Source organism: Pannonibacter sp. I15F10I1, from assembly GCF_900185665.1.
Lineage (GTDB): Bacteria > Pseudomonadota > Alphaproteobacteria > Rhizobiales > Stappiaceae > Pannonibacter > Pannonibacter indicus.
This window is the reverse complement of sequence record NZ_FYAN01000026.1, coordinates 44,740-62,874: the sequence shown is the minus strand read 5'-3', so window position 1 is coordinate 62,874 and position 18,135 is coordinate 44,740. Positions and strand designations below refer to the sequence as shown.

15 protein-coding genes are annotated in these 18,135 nt (G+C 63.5%); 11 read left to right on the top strand and 4 right to left on the bottom strand.

Features of this window, described 5'->3' with window-relative positions:
- The first annotated feature begins 175 nt into the window (after window positions 1–175).
- Window positions 176–940: an IclR family transcriptional regulator gene (locus tag IF10I1_RS13645; RefSeq protein WP_058899679.1), complete on the top strand. Its 765-nt coding sequence runs from the start codon at window positions 176–178 to the stop codon at window positions 938–940.
- Between the two features lie 57 nt (window positions 941–997).
- On the opposite strand, the gene IF10I1_RS13640 is transcribed toward IF10I1_RS13645, so the two are convergent.
- The 4 genes from IF10I1_RS13640 to IF10I1_RS13625 all read right to left on the bottom strand — a co-directional run bounded on the left by IF10I1_RS13640 (window position 998) and on the right by IF10I1_RS13625 (window position 5,044).
- Entirely contained in the window at window positions 998–2,293 is a 1,296-nt protein-coding gene (locus IF10I1_RS13640) for a CAP domain-containing protein (RefSeq protein WP_186393256.1), read from the bottom strand.
- 198 nt (window positions 2,294–2,491) lie between these two features.
- Window positions 2,492–2,926, bottom strand: coding sequence for an RbsD/FucU family protein (locus IF10I1_RS13635; RefSeq protein ID WP_186393255.1), 435 nt, complete (start codon window positions 2,924–2,926; stop codon window positions 2,492–2,494).
- Window positions 2,927–3,218: 292 nt separating this feature from the next.
- Entirely contained in the window at window positions 3,219–4,328 is a 1,110-nt protein-coding gene (locus IF10I1_RS13630) for a Gfo/Idh/MocA family protein (protein ID WP_186393254.1), read from the bottom strand.
- 11 nt (window positions 4,329–4,339) lie between these two features.
- Entirely contained in the window at window positions 4,340–5,044 is a 705-nt protein-coding gene (locus tag IF10I1_RS13625) for a GntR family transcriptional regulator (protein ID WP_186393253.1), read from the bottom strand.
- Between the two features lie 120 nt (window positions 5,045–5,164).
- On the opposite strand from IF10I1_RS13625, the gene IF10I1_RS13620 reads away from it, so the two are divergent.
- From IF10I1_RS13620 to IF10I1_RS13575, 10 genes are all read left to right on the top strand, one after another.
- Entirely contained in the window at window positions 5,165–6,322 is a 1,158-nt protein-coding gene (locus IF10I1_RS13620; RefSeq protein ID WP_058900790.1) for an LLM class flavin-dependent oxidoreductase, read from the top strand.
- Complete coding sequence (locus IF10I1_RS13615) at window positions 6,322–7,215, top strand: aldo/keto reductase family oxidoreductase (RefSeq protein ID WP_186393252.1); 894 nt, start codon at window positions 6,322–6,324, stop codon at window positions 7,213–7,215. The genes IF10I1_RS13620 and IF10I1_RS13615 overlap by 1 nt, the downstream gene beginning before the upstream one ends.
- The gene (locus IF10I1_RS13610) at window positions 7,215–7,745 is read left to right on the top strand and encodes a flavin reductase family protein (protein ID WP_123194449.1); all 531 of its coding nucleotides are present in this window, start codon (window positions 7,215–7,217) and stop codon (window positions 7,743–7,745) included. The genes IF10I1_RS13615 and IF10I1_RS13610 overlap by 1 nt, the downstream gene beginning before the upstream one ends.
- Before the next feature lie 62 nt (window positions 7,746–7,807).
- A complete protein-coding gene (locus IF10I1_RS13605; protein ID WP_208977453.1) occupies window positions 7,808–8,398 on the top strand; it encodes a TRAP transporter small permease in 591 nt (196 codons plus the stop codon).
- Window positions 8,398–9,687, top strand: coding sequence for a TRAP transporter large permease (locus tag IF10I1_RS13600; RefSeq protein ID WP_186393251.1), 1,290 nt, complete (start codon window positions 8,398–8,400; stop codon window positions 9,685–9,687). Before IF10I1_RS13605 ends, IF10I1_RS13600 begins: the two co-directional genes overlap by 1 nt.
- 23 nt (window positions 9,688–9,710) lie before the next feature.
- The gene (gene dctP, locus IF10I1_RS13595) at window positions 9,711–10,769 is read left to right on the top strand and encodes a TRAP transporter substrate-binding protein DctP (protein WP_186393250.1); all 1,059 of its coding nucleotides are present in this window, start codon (window positions 9,711–9,713) and stop codon (window positions 10,767–10,769) included.
- A gap of 674 nt (window positions 10,770–11,443) precedes the next feature.
- Window positions 11,444–12,436, top strand: coding sequence for a putative sulfate exporter family transporter (locus IF10I1_RS13590; RefSeq protein ID WP_208994286.1), 993 nt, complete (start codon window positions 11,444–11,446; stop codon window positions 12,434–12,436).
- 103 nt (window positions 12,437–12,539) lie between these two features.
- Entirely contained in the window at window positions 12,540–13,955 is a 1,416-nt protein-coding gene (locus tag IF10I1_RS13585) for a sigma-54 dependent transcriptional regulator (protein ID WP_186424540.1), read from the top strand.
- Window positions 13,948–16,023: a cache domain-containing protein gene (locus IF10I1_RS13580; protein WP_186424539.1), complete on the top strand. Its 2,076-nt coding sequence runs from the start codon at window positions 13,948–13,950 to the stop codon at window positions 16,021–16,023. The genes IF10I1_RS13585 and IF10I1_RS13580 overlap by 8 nt, the downstream gene beginning before the upstream one ends.
- A gap of 446 nt (window positions 16,024–16,469) precedes the next feature.
- A complete protein-coding gene (locus tag IF10I1_RS13575) occupies window positions 16,470–18,128 on the top strand; it encodes an OFA family MFS transporter (protein WP_186424538.1) in 1,659 nt (552 codons plus the stop codon).
- Window positions 18,129–18,135 lie beyond the last annotated feature (7 nt).

Below are 18,135 nucleotides of genomic sequence, written 5' to 3'. Positions count from 1 at the left end.
TCCCAGATACCGGCTCCGCCTGACGGCCGCCGGCTTTTCCTCCACCAGCCGCTCTTTGTGGCGACCGTTCATATACGAACACCCTATTCACAAATGAACTGATATGCAAGACTGTAGATCAAGAGAACAGAATATCCCTGCGTCAGATACCGCGCAGGACCGGGAGGACTGAAAGATGAGCGACACGGAGACTGGCTCTGAGCGCTACCGCGCCCCTGCGCTGGACAAGGGGCTCGATATTCTCGAATTGCTGTCGGAGCAGTCCGCCGGCATGACGCGGGCGGAAATCGTCAAGGCCATGGGCCGCAGCCCCTCGGAAATCTACCGCATGCTGGAGCGGCTGGTGGCGCGCGACTATGTGGTGCGCTCCTTTGGCGGCGACCGCTACGCCCTGTCGATGAAGCTGTTCGTGCTGGCCAACCGGCACCCGCCGGTGCGCCGCCTTGTGGCACAGGCGACGCCAAAGTTGGATCTGTTCGCCCGCGACAGCCGCCAGTCCTGCCATCTCGCCGTGCCGGAACGGGCTGCCGCCGTTGTCGTGGCGCAGGCAAGCCCGATGGACAGCTGGGAGTTCCGCGTGCGCATCGGCGCAAGGCTGGATCTTCTGGACACCGGCTCAGGCATCGCCCTGCTTGCCTTCCAGAACCCGGAGCGGCGTGCCGAAACGCTCGCCACCTGGGGCAGCAGCACCCAGACCGCCCGCCTGCATGAGGTAGAAGAGGAACTCGAACGGGTGCGGTCAGCCGGTTACCGCATTGCCGAAAGCGGCCAGCTTCTCGGCGTGCAGGATATTTCCGTGCCCGTGCTGGCCCCGGACGGCGACGCCATCGCCGTCCTCACCTGCCCTTACCTCGGCCGCCCCGCCAGCGATCCTTGCGCCAGCATCAGCGAGGTTCTGGACCGGTTGAAGGTTCTGGCGGGGGAGTTGTCGCTGGCATAAATACAGGCAGCACGCCTGAACTGCACCAGCACATGCACTCATCCAGGATCCGGCTACTCAGGCAATATCCACGTAGTAACCTATACCTTCATAGCGATAATTCGGGAGCGTAGAAGAGACACTCTGCTGCTCCTGATCACTGGCTGTATAAAAGTGAGTGCCATTTTCAATATTGTAGAACCTATGTAAGCCCTGTCGGCCACTGCCTCCTTCTGCATATGCGTAGTAGCTCAGCCCCTCATCACGAAAATGAGGCAGTGTTTCCTGCACACTCAGCCGTTCCTGCTCACTCGCTGTATAAAAATGCGTTCCGGTCTGCTGATTAAAGAAACGATAGACAGCCAGACCGGAGACCGCGCTGGCATTTGAGTCAAAGGCATTGCCTTCATAAACAAACAAATCACTGCTAGAAATCAACCCATCCCGCTCAGCATCACTTGCAGTATAGAAGTGTGATCCTGTTGATTTATTATAGAATCGAGAAATATTATAGATGCTGTCCTGACTTCCATTGGAGACGACAGACTGGAAGTTCGCCAGAATGGCATCAAGTTTTATATTCTCAGAGCCCAAAGACGCGGTTGACGTCCACACTTTGCTGCCATGTTTGAACGTTACTTGATAGGTTCCTGCGGGAAGTGCTAAATTGTAACCGCCAGCGTCCCACGTGCTTGTAACAAACGTTCCAGCTGAACCTGTCGCAGAAATCGTGACATTTGCGACCCCTTCACCAACATCGTAAAATCTGTCGCCATCAAAATCGTTGATCACCACACCTGTGATCTGCGCCTTGTAGTCGCCGCGTGTAGCAAAATTCTGGGTCACAACGTGTGGCCCGACAGATGTCCTGACGTCGTTATCAATCAGATACCCTATGCCAATTTCTGTAAATTGGCGGTCCATTATATTCACGCGGTGTCCGGCGCCTGCCTGGATGCCTGTTGGTGACACCCCCCAGTCGATAAAGAACCCAGCATGACCATGGAACGGATCCTGAGCATAGGCGTAAACATTCTCTCCGAGATACCTGAAGCTGTAGCCTGCACTCAGCACTCTTTGGCCAAGAGAAGCCTCACCCGGGAGCTGATGACTTTGTGCGTCCTGATTGATCATCGCCTGTGAATGAGCCGTCGCGGCATTTGCCAACTTCTCGTTCCAAGCCAGCGGCGCTGCAGGCACTAGTGCATCAAACTGCTGCTTCAGAACCGCCAAGTCGACTTTGAAGAAGTTTATTGCGTTTTGCACGTTTGCCGGCGCATTGGCGACCAGACGCGTGTATTCGCCGAACGGGTCCAAACGTGCCCTATTGGTCAACTCAAGCAAATATTGACTGAATGCTGTCGGTGTCGTCATAGACTCGATCCAATCTTACCTATACCCGTTTATCCGCAATCCTACTTAACAGGGAGAAGGGCAACAATGAAATTATCTGCCTCTCACATAAATTAACCTGCCTGGTTTGCCCGACAGCGCAATGAGAGCTCACCATCGGCAATGTTATGGGCGAAAGGTGAGCTCAAGGGCCCACTCTATGCGCTCAGCCTTAGTTAACTATCCGAAAATCACGCCCTTGCGGATGATGAAGTTGCCATAGGCGCGCAGTTCGGTGGTGAGGACCACGGCATAGCATTCCTTGGCACGGGCGTAGAAATCATAGCGCTCCAGCGAGGCCATGGACGCTTTTTCCGCGTCGAACAGGGGCTTTGCTTCCGCCACGACCGGCGGAATGGCCGCAGCATCGCCCACCACCTGCATGGTGAAGACCGGATCGCCGTCGAATGTATCGACCGGCAGCAGGGTGAGAATGGCCTCCACCGCTTTCACTGCCGGGCAATCCATGCGCAGCGGCACGCCATGCACCGTGCGGCGGGCGGTCGATTCGGCCGGAAAATTGGCATCGACGATGGCAATCTCGTCGCCATGCCCCATGGCGGCCAGAACCATCAGCAGTTCCGGGCTGATGAGCGGATGAATGCCCTTGAGCATGACGAAAACCCTCCCTGCCCGCAGAATTGGAATCTCTGAACAGCTGCGCGGGCGGGCGGCAGATTAGCCGGATGCGGGATGAGGTCAACGGGGACGCGGTGTGAGAAGGGAACTCTGTCTGACCAGCAGTTCTGCCCGCGGCCTCTCATCTTGTCATCCCCGCGCATGCGGGGATCCAGTAGCCCCGGCGTTCACATCTGTGACGCAGGGGGTACTAGATCCCGGTCTTGCCGCTCCGCGCCAAACCGGGATGACATGGAGCCAAGGCTGCAAGCGACCACCGCGCAACCTTTCACCCCGGAGTATAAGCGAGGCTTGCAATGTCCACGGCCTTGCCGGTCATGGCGGATTGCTGGGCGGCGAGGCCCATGGCGACGGCCCACCAGCCGTCATTCAGCGCCACTTCCACCGGCGCACCGGCGGTGACGGCCCTCTGGAAGCGCTGGTGCTGGTAGAAGGTGGAGCCGTTGTGGTCGCCGGCATCCAGCAGCTGCGGATCGACCGGCACTTCCAGCACCACGGGCCCCTGCGGCTGGCGCGGCGAGACGATGACCTGCGGCACCGGCGGTTCGCCCAGATGCTCCGGCCAGAAGCGGCCCGGCCCGGGAACGAGGCATTCGATCTTGCCCTTCGGCCCGACAGCGGAAATCTCCTCCTGATAGCGCGAGCCTTCCGCGAACATGCAAAGCTCCAGCATGGCGCGGGCACCGGAGGCGAAATCCACGATCACATAGGCATGATCCCAGATGTCGGATCTCTCGCCCGCATAAACCTCGTCCAGATGGTTCACCGCCTGCCCGCCGGAGGCCATCACCCGCACCGGATCGGACTTCAGGATATGCCGCATGAGATCGAAGAAGTGGCAGCACTTTTCCACCAGCGTGCCGCCGGTGTTGCGGTTGAAGCGGTTCCAGTCGCCGACCTTTTCGAGGAACGGAAAGCGGTGCTCGCGGATCGTCAGCATGCGGATGCCGCCGGTCACCTTGTCCGCTTCCTCGATCATCTTTGCGACCGGGGGCATGTAGCGGTATTCCATCGCCACCCAGATGGGCGCGGGATAGGCAGCACGCAGGGCGGCAAGACGCGGGGCATCTTCCGGCGCGGTGAACAGCGGCTTTTCCACGATCACCGGCAGTGGCCGGACGGAGGCAATTTCCTCAAGCTGGCTGAGATGCAGGAAGTTGGGGCTGGCGATCAGCAGGCAGTTGATCTGCGGCACCTCCAGAAGATCCGCCACCGTCTCCACCATCCGGGCGCCCGGCACGGCTGCGGCGGCACGGGCGCGCATGTCTGCATCGGGCTCGTAGATTGCTGCAACAGACGCCCCCTCCAGCAGGGCAATGTTGCGCAGATGCTCCTGCCCCATCATGCCGCAGCCGATGATTCCATACGTCAGGCTCAAGGTATTTCCCCCTATTTCAGACGCGCCACGTAGCGCGCCACGTTATGATCGAACCAGGTGCGGGAAACCTCCGCCCGCTGCCCGTCCTGTCCATGACTGATGCGAAGGATGTGCGGCACCGGCGCACCCGGCGCATGGCCGAAATTGGCAGGCGCCCAGTCCGGCACATGATCCAGCCCCACCTGATCCTCGGCCTTGACGATCCACAGGCCGAGCCGGGTGCGGTAGAAGAGATAGAGCGACTCCGACAGCTCTTCTGCCGTCACGTGCTGCACATAGGAGCCGTCGAGCCAGATCTCCTCGACAGCTGCAATCTGCCCCGAAAGACGGCGCAGGCGGCGGATGCGGTGGCCTTCGCTGCCCTGCCCGAAAGGCGGCAGGTAATCCGGCTTGGCCAGCCGGGTGACGGACAGAACCTCCGCGGTCGGCAGGCCGCCGCCCTTGATCAGTTCCAGCCGGAACATGGCGTAAAGGCTCTTCGGGTCACTCATCGCCCGGATGTAGTTCCCCGAGCCCTGAACGCGCTCCAGCAGCCCGCGATTCTGCAACTCTGCCAATGCTTTGCGCAGGGTTCCGACAGCAATGCCCATCTCCGCCGCCATGTCCCGTTCCGGTGGCAGGCGCATGCCGTCGATCAGCCGTCCGGCAGCAATATCGCGCACCAGCAATTCGGCGATCTGCATGTAGATCGGCAGGCTGCCCTTGCTCTGTGTCATCACGCTCCGGCCGTGGAATGAGGTGTTCGAGGAGTGGGTCACGAGAAAATTGATACACTATTGATTTACATCAATGCAGGTGTTACGCAAGTGGAAACTGCGGCTCAAAAGGGGAGTATGATGACCGTTGTTCCCGTGACCTCCGCCGATCTCGACGCATCCGAAGTGTCCTGGTTTGCGGCTCTTTGTTCCGATGATTACGCCTATCTCGGCGTGCCGGACGGCAGCCTGCGCTCCAGCTGGGAGCACTGCTCCTCGATCGTGCAGAAGGCGGAAAGCCTTGGCTTTCGCAACATCCTGTGCCCCTCGTCCTATCAGGTGGGGCAGGACACGCTGAGCTTCGTGGCCGGCTGCGCGCCCATCACGGAGCGCATCAACATGCTGGCGGCCATCCGCTGCGGCGAGATGCAGCCCATCATGCTGGCCCGCACGGTGGCGACGCTCGACCACATGCTGAAGGGCCGCCTGACGCTCAACGTCATCAGCTCCGATTTCCCCGGCGAAGTCGCCGACAGCGCCTACCGCTACAAGCGCAGCCACGAGGTGGTTCAGATCCTGCGGCAGGCCTGGACGCGCGAGACCATCGACCATGAGGGCGAGGTCTATCAGTTCAAGGGCGTTTCGACGGAACCGGCGCGGCCCTATCAGCAGAACGGCGGCCCCCTGCTCTATTTCGGCGGCTACTCGCCGGATGCGCTGGAGCTGTGCGGCGCCCAGTGCGACGTCTATCTGATGTGGCCCGAGACGAAGGACCAGCTGGCAGAGCGGATGAAGGCCGTGCATGAACACGCCGCCGCTCATGGCCGCACCCTCGACTATGGCCTGCGCGTCCACATGATCGTCCGCGACACGGAAGCCGAAGCGCGCGAATACGCCGAGCATCTCGTCTCGAAGCTCGATGACGAATACGGCAAGCTGATCCGCGACCGCGCCCACGACTCGATCTCGCTGGGCGTTGCCCATCAGGCCCGCGCCCGCGAACTGGCGGACAAGTTCGGGTATATCGAGCCGCATCTGTGGACCGGCATTGGCCGGGCCCGCTCGGGCTGCGGGGCGGCGCTCGTCGGCTCCACCGATCAAGTGCTGTCGGAAATCGAATCCTACCGGAAGATGGGCATCCGTGCCTTTATCTTCTCCGGCTATCCGCATCTGGAGGAAGCCGGTCACTTCGGAACCAAGGTCCTGCCGCAGCTCAAGACCTGTTCCCTGCCCCATGAATATGGCCGTGTGCCAAGCGAAACGCCCGCCACTCCGCTGGGCGTGGGAGAACGCCGCTGATGAACCGCATTGACCTCACCAAGGACCTGAGCCTCAGCCGCATCGTCTATGGCATGTGGCGCATCGGCGACGACAGCAACACCAGCCCGGCGCATGTTCAGGCCAAGATCGAAAGCTGTCTGGCGCAGGGCATCACCACGCTGGATCAGGCCGACATTTACGGCGGCTACACGGCAGAGGCGATCCTCGGCGGTGCGCTGAAGGCGTCCCCGCAGCTGCGCGACAAGGTGGAACTCGTCAGCAAATGCGGCATTGTCGCGCCGGTTGGCCGCTATGCAGACCGCCGGGTGAAGTACTACGACACCACCGAAGGCCACATCACCGCCTCGGTCGAAGCCTCCTTGCGCGACATGGGCACGGACTGGATCGACCTCCTGCTGATCCACCGCCCCGACCCGCTGATCGATCACGAGGAAACCGGCAAGGCGCTGGATGGCCTTATCGCATCAGGCAAGGTGCGCAGCGTCGGCGTCTCCAACTTCCGCCCCTGGGATTTCTCGCTGCTGCAGTCGGCGATGAGCAGCAAGCTCGTCACCAACCAGATCGAGATCAGCCTTGTGGCGCCTGAGTGTTTCATCAACGGCGATCTGGCCTATCTGCAGGAACGCTCGATTGCGCCCATGGCCTGGTCACCGCTGGGTGGCGGCTCGCTCTTCGGCGAGGACAACCGCCAGCTTCTGGCAGCACTGGAGCGGATCGGCGCGGCGCAGGGCGTTGATGCCACCGCCGTTGCGGTCGCCTGGCTGCTGCGCCATCCGGCGCGGATCATCCCGGTGATGGGCACCAACAACATCGAGCGGATCAGCAAGATCGGCGAGGCAGCCAAGGTGGAGATGGACCGGCAGACCTGGTTCGAGCTCTACACCCTCGCCATCGGCAGGAATGTTCCGTGATGATGGCGGCAAACGGACACCTCTCCGGACGGGATGAGCGGCTGTTCGTGCCGGGCGCGGAGACATCGCGCGAGTTCCGCACTGCGCTGGGCACCTTCGCCACGGGCGTCACCGTGGTGACGGCGATGGGCGATCAGGGCCCCATGGGCATGACGGCCAACAGCTTCACCTCGCTGTCGCTGGACCCGCCGCTGGTGCTCTGGTCGCCGGCAAAAAGCTCATCCAAGCACGGCGGCTTCATCACCGCCGCGCATTTCGCCATCCATGTGCTGGGTGAGGAGCAGGACGGGCTCAGCACCAGCTTCACCCGGGGCGGCACCGCCTTCGACGGGCTGGCATGGCAGTTCAATGCGGAAGGCGCGCCGGTCATCCCCGGCACCCTCGCCCGCTTCGAGTGTGCCCTGCACGCCGTGCACGATGGCGGGGACCATTCAATTGTCATAGGGCGGGTGCTACGCGTGGCACAGCGCGATGGCGCACCGCTTTGCTTCTCGCAGGGCGCTTTCGGACGGTTTGCCAGAATAACCTGAGAGACCAGGCCATTCGGGTGTGGCAGCCGCGCCGGGAGACCGCGGCTGGTGGGAGGAAAATGATGGCGTTCATTCTGGCACTTGCCAGATACCTCAGCCTTGTCAACGGCGCGGCGCTGGCCGCAGGCCGCTGGATCGGGGCAGGCTGCGTCGGGCTGATGGTCATCATCATCCTGATCCAGGTGTTTTTCCGTTACGTGCTCAACGACGCCCCCGCATGGACGGAAGAGGCGGCACGTTTCCTCATGCTCTGGATGACCGGCCTGATGGTGCCCACGGCTTTCCGCCGGGGCGGCTTCGTCGGCATCGACATGCTGGTGATCCTGCTGCCGCGCCTCGTGGCCGGAGTGCTCAATCTCGTTCTGCTCCTCCTGATTGCCGGCCTCCTGTTCTACGCCACACGGCTGGGCTGGAAGGAAGTCACCGGCATCGGCGGACGCTTTGCAATGGCGGCGATTTCCGTGCCGGTGTCCTGGGATCTGTCCGTATGGATGAAGGTGCCCCGCGCGTGGATGATGGCCTCGCTCGCGGTTGGCTGCACGGCGATGTTCGCCGTCTGCATCGAGCTGATCCTGCGCAGCCTCATCACGCTCATGGGCGGTGAACGCCAGCTTGCACCGATTACCGAAACTCAGTCTCTGGGAGCGGAGTGATGCTCAGCCTTTTCCTGCCGCTCTTCCTCCTGCTGCTGTTCCTCGGCCTGCCCGTGGTCTTCGGCCTCATCATGGCACCCGCCGCCCTGCTGTGGGCCAATGGCCAGGAGCGCGAAATCGCCCTGCTCTACCGCAATGTCTACAACGGCATGGACAGCTTCCCGCTGATGGCCATCCCCTTCTTCATGCTCGCGGGCGAGCTGATGAACCGGGCCGGCATCACCATGCGCCTTGTGGAATTTGCGCAGGCCATGATCGGCCATCTGCGCGGCGGGCTGGCGCATGTGAACATCATGTCCTCCATGCTCTTTTCCGGGCTTTCCGGCTCGGCAGTGGCGGATGTCTCGGCGCTGGGCTCCATGCTGATCCCGGCCATGGAAAAGCAGGGCTACACCCGGCGCTTTGCCGCCGCCGTCACAGCCGCCTCCTCCATCATCGGCCCGATCATTCCGCCCTCCGGCATCATGATCATCTACGCCTATGTGATGAACCAGAGCGTTGCCGCCCTGTTCCTTGCGGGCATCGTGCCGGGCATTCTCATTGGTCTCAGTCTGATGGTCATCGTCTGGCTGCAGGCGGACCGGGAAAACCTGCCCGCCGCCACCGCTCGCGCCTCATGGGGAGATAGAGGCAAAGCCAGTCTCTCGGCCTTCTGGCCGCTGCTGACGCCGGTGATCATCCTCGGCGGTATTCTCGGCGGCGTCTTCACCCCGACGGAAGCCTCGGCCGTAGCGGTGGGCTATGCCTTCTTCATCGGCCTCTTCGTCATGCGCACGCTGAAGCTGCGCGAGATCCCGGACGTGCTGACCCGCGCCGGCATGACCTCCGCCGTGGTATTGCTGCTGGTGGGCGCCGCCATGGCCTTCAAGACCGTGGCGAGCCTTGCCCACACGCCGGAACTGCTGGCCGATATCATCCTCGGCCTCAGCAACAACCCGCTGGTGCTGCTGTTCCTGATCAACGTGCTGCTGTTCATCGTCGGCATGTTCCTCGATGCGGGGCCCGCCATCATCATCCTCGGGCCGATCCTAGGACCCATCTTCACCTCCATGGGCGTGGACCCGATCCATTTTGCCATCATCATGGCGGTGAACCTCACCGTTGGCCTGCTCACCCCGCCCATGGGCCTCGTACTCTTCGTCACCTCGTCCGTCTCGGGCCTGAGGGTGGAGACCATTGCCCGGGCAACGCTGCCGTTCCTGGCGGCGGAAGTGGCCGTGATCTTCCTGATCACCTATTTCCCCGCCATCTGCCTCACCGTCCCCCGCCTTCTGGGGTTCGTGAACTGACTTGAGTGAAAGGGAGGAACTGAATGCTCAAGGCACTTCTGAAGACCGTGCTGCTGGCCAGCACGCTGTCCATGGCCACCATGGCGCAGGCCGCAGACATCACCCTGCGCGCCACCGCCAATTCCAACACGGATGACGAGGACTATGACGGCCTCGTCGTCTTCAAGAATTACGTCGAGAATGCCTCGAACGGCGCCATTGCCGTGGAGCTCTTCATCGGCACCCAGCTCTGCGCCACCGGCGAGGAATGCCTTCAGGGCGTCGCCGACGGCAACATCGATATCTACATCTCCACCTCCGGCGGTGCGGCGGGCCTCTTCCCCTATATCCAGGTGCTGGACCTGCCCTATCTGATGAGCGATGACCGGGTGGCCGAAACCGTGCTGACCGGCCCCTTCACCCGCGAACTGCGCGCCAAGGCACTGGCCGACAGCGGCAACACCATCCGCCTGATGACCATCGGCAACACCGGCGGCTGGCGCAACTATGCCAACACCAAGGCCACGGTGAAGACCCCGGCAGACCTCAAGGGCCTGAAGATGCGCACCGTCCCGGCCGACCTGCCGCAGCAGGTGGCCACCGCCGTCGGCGCGTCTCCCACGCCCGTTCCGTGGCCGGAACTCTTCACCGCCCTGCAGACCGGCGTTGTCGAAGGCACGGCCAACGGCATCACCGACATCATGAACATGAAGTTCACCGACGCGGGCGTGAAATACATCACGCTGGATGGCCACTCCTACATGGGCGCCTTCTGGTGGATGTCGAACGAGCGCTTCCTGTCGCTGACGCCGGAACAGCGCACGATTGTGGCCGATGGCTTCGCCGCGCTGCAGCAGGCCACCTTCGCCAGCCCGAAGCGCAAGGAAATCGCCGCCTATCAGGACTTCCTGAAAGCCGGCGGCGAGATCTACGTGCCGACGGCTGAAGAAAAGGCCGCCTTCAAGGAGGCCGTCACGCCGGTGTTCGACTGGTTCAAGACCAAGGTCACGGGCGGCGAGGAAGTCTTCGCCATGTTCACCACCGCCGTGGCCGAGGCCGAAGAACAGGTCAACGCCGAGCGTGCCGCCGAAACGGCCGACTGATAGTGGATCCTGCAGGACGGGGTCCGCTCCGTCCTGCTTTTGGGGAATGCATTCAGCTGTGGCTGGAGCGCCCTCTCCTCTGAAGGAGGCAGGTCTTACATATCAGTTGCAGAGAGAAGCCCACAGATCTGCGTCTGGCATGATGGCAGTGCGCTTCCGCCCCCCTCCCCCTCGTGGGGAGGGGTAAGGGGTGGGGGGCACTGAGCCTGCAAGGGTCCCAAAAACCGGACGTCTTCTGAAGAGGAGAGACTATCTGCAATCAACGGATACTCTGCCAGCCGGAAAGGCCTTCCCCCCACCCCTAACCCCTCCCCACGAGGGGGAGGGGGGCTGAAACGCCTTGCAGGAATGACCAGAACGCAGCCTTTCCTCAAACCGTAACCGGGGAGCCTGACTGGCTGTCCGTTGTAAACAATGCCCCACAAGAGGGAGGGGGCTGAAACGCCTTGCCGTAGATACCAGCCACAAACCGCAACCGCAAACAGGCCCGGATAAGATATCCTTTCACCTGCCCTGAAACGAAATTTCTGCCCCGCAAAACGACGGCTCTCAAGACAGGCACCGGAACATCCGGTGCGTCTCTTTTGCGCCCAATCCTGAAGGTTCACATCATCGCCACTCCAGATCAGGCCTTTCCAGCCGAAAAAAACGGAGAGACTTCGCTTGCGGCGCGCATGCGCCTGCGCTTCCCCGGCCTTTCCATCGCCGTGCTGATCGCGCTCGCCTCCGCCTTCCTGTCGGAGCATTACGGCGCACCGGCCATGCTGCTGGCGATCCTCATCGGCCTTGCGCTGCATTTCCTCTCCGATGACCCGCGCATGCTGCCGGGGCTGGAATTTGCAGCGAAGAACCTCCTGCGCGCCGGGATCACGCTGCTCGGCCTCAGGATCAGCCTCGGCATGTTTGCCGATCTCGGCCTGCCCATGCTGCTGGTGCTGGCCGCAGCCGTTGCCCTGACCATCGGCTTCGGCATGGCCGTCTCGCGCCTCTTCGGGCAGGAAAGCCGCTTCGGCCTGCTCACAGGCGGTGCCGTCGCCATCTGCGGGGCGTCCGCCGCCATGGCCATCGCCGCCGTGCTGCCGCGCAAGTCTGCCCATGAGGCCGAGCGCGACATGGTGTTCGCCGTCTTCGGCGTCACCATGCTGTCGACGCTGGCCATGATCGGCTACCCCATCCTCGCCTCCGCTCTGGGCATGAGCGATCCGGTCACCGGCGTCTTCCTCGGCGCAACGATCCACGATGTGGCGCAGGTGGTGGGCGCAGGCTTCTCCGTCTCCGAAACGACTGGCGACATGGCCGTGCTGGTGAAGCTGATCCGCGTCACCATGCTGGCGCCCGTGGTGCTGCTGATCGCCCTCGCCTTCCGCCGCTCCGTGCCCTCCGATGCCAAGCGCCCGCCGCTGGTGCCGCTGTTCGTCCTCGGCTTTCTGGCGCTGGCCATCCTCAATTCCCTCATCGAAATCCCGGCCTTCGTCGCAGAAGGCGCCAATGCCGCTTCCCGCTGGGCGCTGCTGGCGGCCATCGGCGCGGTCGGCGTCAAGACGTCCCTGCCCAACATCATGAGCGTTGGCCGCCGCGCCATTGCGCTGCTGGTGGCCGAAACCGTGTTCCTCGCAGGCTTCATCCTGATCTGCGTCGAGTTCCTGCCACTCGACCGGCTGCATTGACCCTCTCCACCCTTGCCCTTGCCTGCCAGTTTTGCGAGGGTCACGGTCTGCCGCTCGCAAGGTGCAGACAAGACACCGCAGGCAGGCAGCATGGGAGGGGAGAATGAACACCAGCACGGCACTGGCCAGCGCTGCGCCGAAGACGGGCTTTGATCAGGCTCTGAGGGAAGCCTCGATCCTCGTCATCGATGACGAGCCTGGCATGCGCAACTTCCTCGACCGGACCCTGCGCCCGCGCTGCCGGCATCTGGATCTGGCCGCCAGCGTCGAAGAGGCCACTGGCCTGCTGGATGCAGCGCATTTCGATATCGTCATTCTCGACAATATCATGGGCGGCAAGCGTGGCGTGGACTGGCTGGCCGAACAGCGTGACACCGGCTTTCTGCCCGCCGCCATCCTGATCACCGCCTATGCCGACCTTGAGACGGCCATTCAGGCGCTGCAGGCGGGCGCGGCGGATTTCGTGCTGAAGCCTTTCCGCTCCAACCAGATCCTCAACGCCGTGGCCCGCTGCCTCGACCGGATGCAGCTGCAGCGGGAGAACACGGTGCTGCGTCATGAGCTGAAGGCAAGCTCCGACCTCATTCTCCTGCGCGACAAGCTGATCGGCGAATCTCCCGCCATCGAGGACATCCGCGCCACCATCGCCCGCGTTGCCCCGCTCCCCTCCTCCGTGCTGCTGACCGGCCAGTCCGGCACCGGCAAGGAAGTGGCGGCGCGCATGATCCACGAGCTGTCCGACCGGGCGGCCAAGCCCTTCGTGCCGGTCAACTGCGCCGCCATGCCCTCCGACATGGTGGAGAGCGAGCTTTTCGGCCATGTGAAGGGTGCCTTCACCGGCGCGCAGAACGGGCGTGAGGGGCTGTTCCTGCATGCACGTGGCGGCACGCTGTTTCTGGACGAAATCGGCGACCTGCCCCTTCAGACCCAGGGCAAGCTGCTGCGCGTGCTGGAAGACCGCAAGGTGCGCCCCGTCGGCGCCGAGCGCGAGCTGCCGGTCGATCTGCGTTTCGTCTTTGCCACCAATGTGGATCTGGAGAAAGCGGTGGCGGAAGGGCGCTTCCGGGCCGATCTCTTCTTCCGCATCAACATCGTCAGCCTGCACATGCCGCCGTTGAAGGAGCGCGGGCGCGATGCGCTCGATCTGGCGGATCTGTTCATGCAGAAACTGTCGCTGCAGCTCGGCACCCCTCCGCTGCTGCTCACCGAAGAGGTGCGCCGGGCGATTGCCGCCTATGACTGGCCGGGCAATGTGCGCGAGCTGCGCAATTTCATCGAGCGCAGCCTGATCCTTGGCCGCTTTCCGCCGGATTTCCTGCGCACCGCGCCAACGCCCATTGCCGGCGGGCAAGCCAATGCGGCACCGCAGGCTGATGGCACGCAGACGCTGGCCGATATGGAGCGCAACCATATTCTGGGCACGCTGGAGCGCTGCGGCGGCGACCGGGATGCAGCCGCAAGCCTTCTCGGCATTTCCCGCAAGACCATCGACCGGCGGCTCAGGGACTGGAATGTCTGAGCCAGCCGCGCCGCTGGAGCGCGTCCGCCCGTCCCGCTCCGTCCGTTTCCGCCTGCTGGCGATTGCGCTTCTGCCCATGCTGGTCATCGTGCCGCTGGTGGCCGGCGGCATCATGTTGCGCTGGAACACCAAGTTCAGCGAGGTCCTGATCAACAAGGTGAGCGCCGATCTCACCATCGCCCGGCAGTATCTCGCAAGGCTGATGGAAACCAACGGCGAGCGGCTGACCGCCATCGCCCAGTCCGCCCGCTTCCAGAGCGCCGCCTCTGGCCCGGCACTGGCGGATCTGCTGGCGCAGGAAAAGACCAGCCTCGGCCTCGACTATCTCTATCTCACCGACGCTTCGGGCGCGTTGATTGCCGCCAGCAGCCCGGACCTGCTTTTGCCGGAGCAATCCTCCCCGGTCATCGCCAGCGCGCTGGAAGGCACCGCCCGCACCGGCATCACCATTCTCTCCGGCCCGGATCTTGAACGGCTGTCGCCGGAGCTTGCGGCGCGTGCCAGGCTCGACATCGTCCCTACCGCCAACGCCGCCCCCAGCCCGCGCAAGACCGAAGACCGGGGCATGGTCATTCTGGCCGCCACCCCGGTCACGCTTGCCGATGGCCGCAAGGCTGCGCTCACCGGAGGCCTGCTCCTCAACCAGAACCTCGTCTTCATCGACACGATCAATGATCTCGTCTACCGGCAGGGCAGCCTGCCTGAGGGCAGCGAGGGCACGGCGACGCTGTTTCTCGATGACGTGCGCATCAGCACCAATGTGCGCCTGTTCGAGGGCAAGCGCGCGCTGGGCACGCGGGTGTCGGACGCCGTGCGCAAGACCGTTCTGGATGACGGCATCACCTGGCGGGCCAGCGCCTTCGTCGTCAACGACTGGTACATCTCCGCCTATGAGCCGATCCTCGACAGCGAGGGCCAGCGCGTGGGCATGCTTTATGTGGGCTTTCTGGAAACGCCCTTCACGCAGGCGCGGCAGCAGACGGTGCTGCTGGTCGTCCTTGCGCTTCTGGCCATCGGCACCATCACCGTGCCCATCTTCCTGCGCTGGGCGCGGGCGATCTTCCGGCCGCTGGAGAAGATGGCCGGCACCATTTCCCGTGTCGAGGCAGGCGACATGGGCGCCCGCACCCATGCCCAGCAGCCGCAGGGCGGCGGGGCCGGTCAGGACGAAATCACCCGCGTGGCGCATCTGCTCGACCACCTGCTGGATCTCGTGCAGGAGCGGGACGCGGCCCTGCGCCAGTGGAACGAACAGCTCAACGCCCGCGTCGCCGAGCGCACCCGCGAGCTGGAACAGTCCAACCTGCAGCTGGAGGCCGCCACCCGCCAGCTCATCGTTTCGGAAAAACTCGCCGCCATCGGCGAGATCACCGCAGGCGTCGCCCATGAGATCAACAATCCGGTCGCCGTCATCCAGGGCAATCTCGATGTGCTGCGGCAGGTGATGGGTGACCGGGTGGTGGAAGCTGCCACCGAGTTCCGCCTGCTGGACGAACAGGTCCACCGCATCCACCTCATCGTCACCCGCCTCCTGCAGTTTGCACGGCCGGAGGAATTCGCCGGCTGGACCGAGCGCACCGACCCCGCCGAAGCCCTCGAAGGCTGCCTGCCGCTGGTGCAGCATCTTCTGAAAAAGGCCGGTGTCAGCGTCACGCTGGAGCCCTTCTCCACCCGGCAGGTGCTGATCAACCGCACCGAGCTTCAGCAGGTGCTGATCAATCTCATCGTCAATGCCGTGCACGCCATGCCCGGTGGCGGACGGCTGCGCCTCGCCTGCGAGGACGCGGAAGAAGCCGGCCATTCCGGCGTGCGCTTCACGGTGGCAGACACCGGCACCGGCATGAGCGCCGAGGTGCAGGCCCGCATCTTCGAGCCCTTCTTCACCACCCGGCCTGCCCCCGGCTCTGCCTCCGGCAGCAGGTCCAGTTCCGGTTCCAGCGCCACCGGCTCCGGCCTTGGCCTGTCCATCTGCCAGAAACTCGTCGAACGCCAAAACGGCCGCATCACCGTCCAGAGCACCCCCGGCGAAGGCACGGCGTTCACGATCTTCTTGCCGGAGGCGGTGTGAGGCGTCCCATTCGCCCCCAAGACCCGCTGTCCGGACAAGCTGTCCTTGAGCTTCCCAAGTTGTCCGGCATGACGGGCGGAGGCTGGAGCTAGACGCTGCGGCGGGGGCTGGAGAGCAAGGTGGGCGGCCCCCGTACCGGCACATTCTGACGGATCGCCCCACAGCATCACCGATGCCAAATTAGTCATATTTTTTTCAGATAGTTAACCAGAAGGCCACGTCGACCGCCAACGCCCCCGCGCTTGATGCAAACCCCGTCTGCCCTTCAATTCCCTCCCTTCCCCGGCAACTGGCACGCTTCTGGCTAAGTAACTTGCCGGGGAGAGGCGGCCTTCGGGAGGAACGGGGCTGAGGTCCGGAGAATGGCTTGCAAAAGCTGCCGGTCCGCCGTGCGAAGGCGCCCTCCAAGGTTCCCCTGTGAAAGGGGCTCTCGGGAGGAGACAGGAATGACCACAACCACCGGCGTCGAGGGCGGGTACTCCGAAGGAGGACTGCTCGACCGGGAACGCATCATTGCAAAACCCGGCTTCAACCGCTGGCTCGTGCCGCCAGCAGCGCTTGCCATCCATCTGTGCATCGGCATGGCCTATGGCTTCAGCGTGTTCTGGCTGCCGCTGTCGCGCGCCATCGGCATCCAGCAATCCGTCACCTGCGAGGGCATGAGCCTCGTCACCGCGCTCTTCACCGCCTCCTGCGACTGGCGCGTGGCGGATCTGGGCTGGATCTACACCCTCTTCTTCGTCTTCCTCGGCTGCTCGGCGGCCATCTGGGGCGGCTGGCTGGAAAAGGCCGGGCCGCGCAAGGCGGGCGTCGTCTCCACCTTCTGCTGGTGCGGCGGCATTGCCGTGGCGGCGGTGGGCGTGATGACCCATCAGCTCTGGCTCATGTGGCTGGGCGCAGGCGTCATCGGCGGCATCGGCCTTGGACTTGGCTATATTTCGCCGGTCTCCACCCTGATCAAGTGGTTCCCGGACCGGCGCGGCATGGCGACTGGCATGGCCATCATGGGCTTTGGCGGCGGCGCCATGATCGGCGCACCGCTGGCCGACCGGCTGATGAGCTACTTCGCAACGCCCACCAGCGTCGGCGTGTGGGAGACCTTCCTCGTCATGGCGGCGATCTACTTCATCTTCATGCTGGGCGGCGCCTTCGGCTACCGCCTGCCGCCGGCCGGCTGGCGTCCGGAGGGCTGGACCCCGCCGCAGTCGAAGGCCACCACCATGATCACCCAGCACCATGTGCACCTGAACAACGCGCACAAGACGCCGCAGTTCTGGATGATCTGGATCGTGCTCTGCATGAATGTCTCTGCCGGCATCGGCGTGATCGGCATGGCCTCGCCCATGCTGCAGGAAATCTTCTCCGGCAAACTGATCGGCCTGCCCGAACTCACCTTCAACGACCTGTCGGGTGAACAGAAGGCCGCCATCGCGGCGATTGCCGCAGGCTTCACCGGGCTGCTGTCCCTGTTCAACATCGCAGGCCGCTTCTTCTGGGCCTCCCTGTCGGACCGGGTCGGGCGGAAGAACACCTATTACACCTTCTTCCTGCTCGGCATCGTGCTCTATGCCCTGGCCCCGACGGCGGCGCAGCTTGGCAACCAGCTGCTGTTCGTCGCCATCTTCGCGGTGATCCTGTCCATGTATGGCGGCGGCTTTGCCACCGTGCCGGCCTATCTCGCCGACATCTTCGGCACCCAGTTCGTCGGCGCGATCCATGGCCGCCTGCTGACGGCCTGGGCAACGGCCGGCATCCTCGGCCCCGTGGTGGTGAACTACATCCGTGAAGCGCAGATCAATGCCGGCATCCCCCGGGCGCAGGTCTATGACTTCACCATGTACATCCTCTGTGGCATGCTGCTCATCGGCCTCATTGCCAATGCGCTCGTCCGGCCGCTGGACAAGAAATGGTACATGTCCGACGCGGAAGTCGCGGCCCTGCAGGCCAAGGCCCGTACGGCGGACTCCGGCATTACCCATGGCTCCTTCGGCATCGGCAAGGGCGGGCTGGACGCCAAGGCGGCACTCGCCTGGGCCGTGATGATCATCCCGATCCTCTGGGGCGTCTGGATCACGCTGGAAAAGACTGCCGCCCTCTTCGGCTGAGGCTTTT

Excerpts from the sequence above, each read along its gene's own strand:
- IF10I1_RS13645 (WP_058899679.1), top strand. The coding sequence starts at position 176 with ATGAGCGACACGGAGACTGGCTCTGAGCGCTACCGCGCCCCTGCGCTG.
- IF10I1_RS13640 (WP_186393256.1), bottom strand. The coding sequence starts at position 2,293 with ATGACGACACCGACAGCATTCAGTCAATATTTGCTTGAGTTGACCAAT.
- IF10I1_RS13635 (WP_186393255.1), bottom strand. The coding sequence starts at position 2,926 with ATGCTCAAGGGCATTCATCCGCTCATCAGCCCGGAACTGCTGATGGTT.
- IF10I1_RS13625 (WP_186393253.1), bottom strand. The coding sequence starts at position 5,044 with ATGACACAGAGCAAGGGCAGCCTGCCGATCTACATGCAGATCGCCGAA.
- IF10I1_RS13620 (WP_058900790.1), top strand. The coding sequence starts at position 5,165 with ATGACCGTTGTTCCCGTGACCTCCGCCGATCTCGACGCATCCGAAGTG.
- IF10I1_RS13615 (WP_186393252.1), top strand. The coding sequence starts at position 6,322 with ATGAACCGCATTGACCTCACCAAGGACCTGAGCCTCAGCCGCATCGTC.
- IF10I1_RS13610 (WP_123194449.1), top strand. The coding sequence starts at position 7,215 with ATGATGGCGGCAAACGGACACCTCTCCGGACGGGATGAGCGGCTGTTC.
- IF10I1_RS13605 (WP_208977453.1), top strand. The coding sequence starts at position 7,808 with ATGGCGTTCATTCTGGCACTTGCCAGATACCTCAGCCTTGTCAACGGC.
- IF10I1_RS13600 (WP_186393251.1), top strand. The coding sequence starts at position 8,398 with ATGCTCAGCCTTTTCCTGCCGCTCTTCCTCCTGCTGCTGTTCCTCGGC.
- dctP (WP_186393250.1), top strand. The coding sequence starts at position 9,711 with ATGCTCAAGGCACTTCTGAAGACCGTGCTGCTGGCCAGCACGCTGTCC.
- IF10I1_RS13590 (WP_208994286.1), top strand. The coding sequence starts at position 11,444 with ATGCGCCTGCGCTTCCCCGGCCTTTCCATCGCCGTGCTGATCGCGCTC.
- IF10I1_RS13585 (WP_186424540.1), top strand. The coding sequence starts at position 12,540 with ATGAACACCAGCACGGCACTGGCCAGCGCTGCGCCGAAGACGGGCTTT.
- IF10I1_RS13580 (WP_186424539.1), top strand. The coding sequence starts at position 13,948 with ATGTCTGAGCCAGCCGCGCCGCTGGAGCGCGTCCGCCCGTCCCGCTCC.
- IF10I1_RS13575 (WP_186424538.1), top strand. The coding sequence starts at position 16,470 with ATGACCACAACCACCGGCGTCGAGGGCGGGTACTCCGAAGGAGGACTG.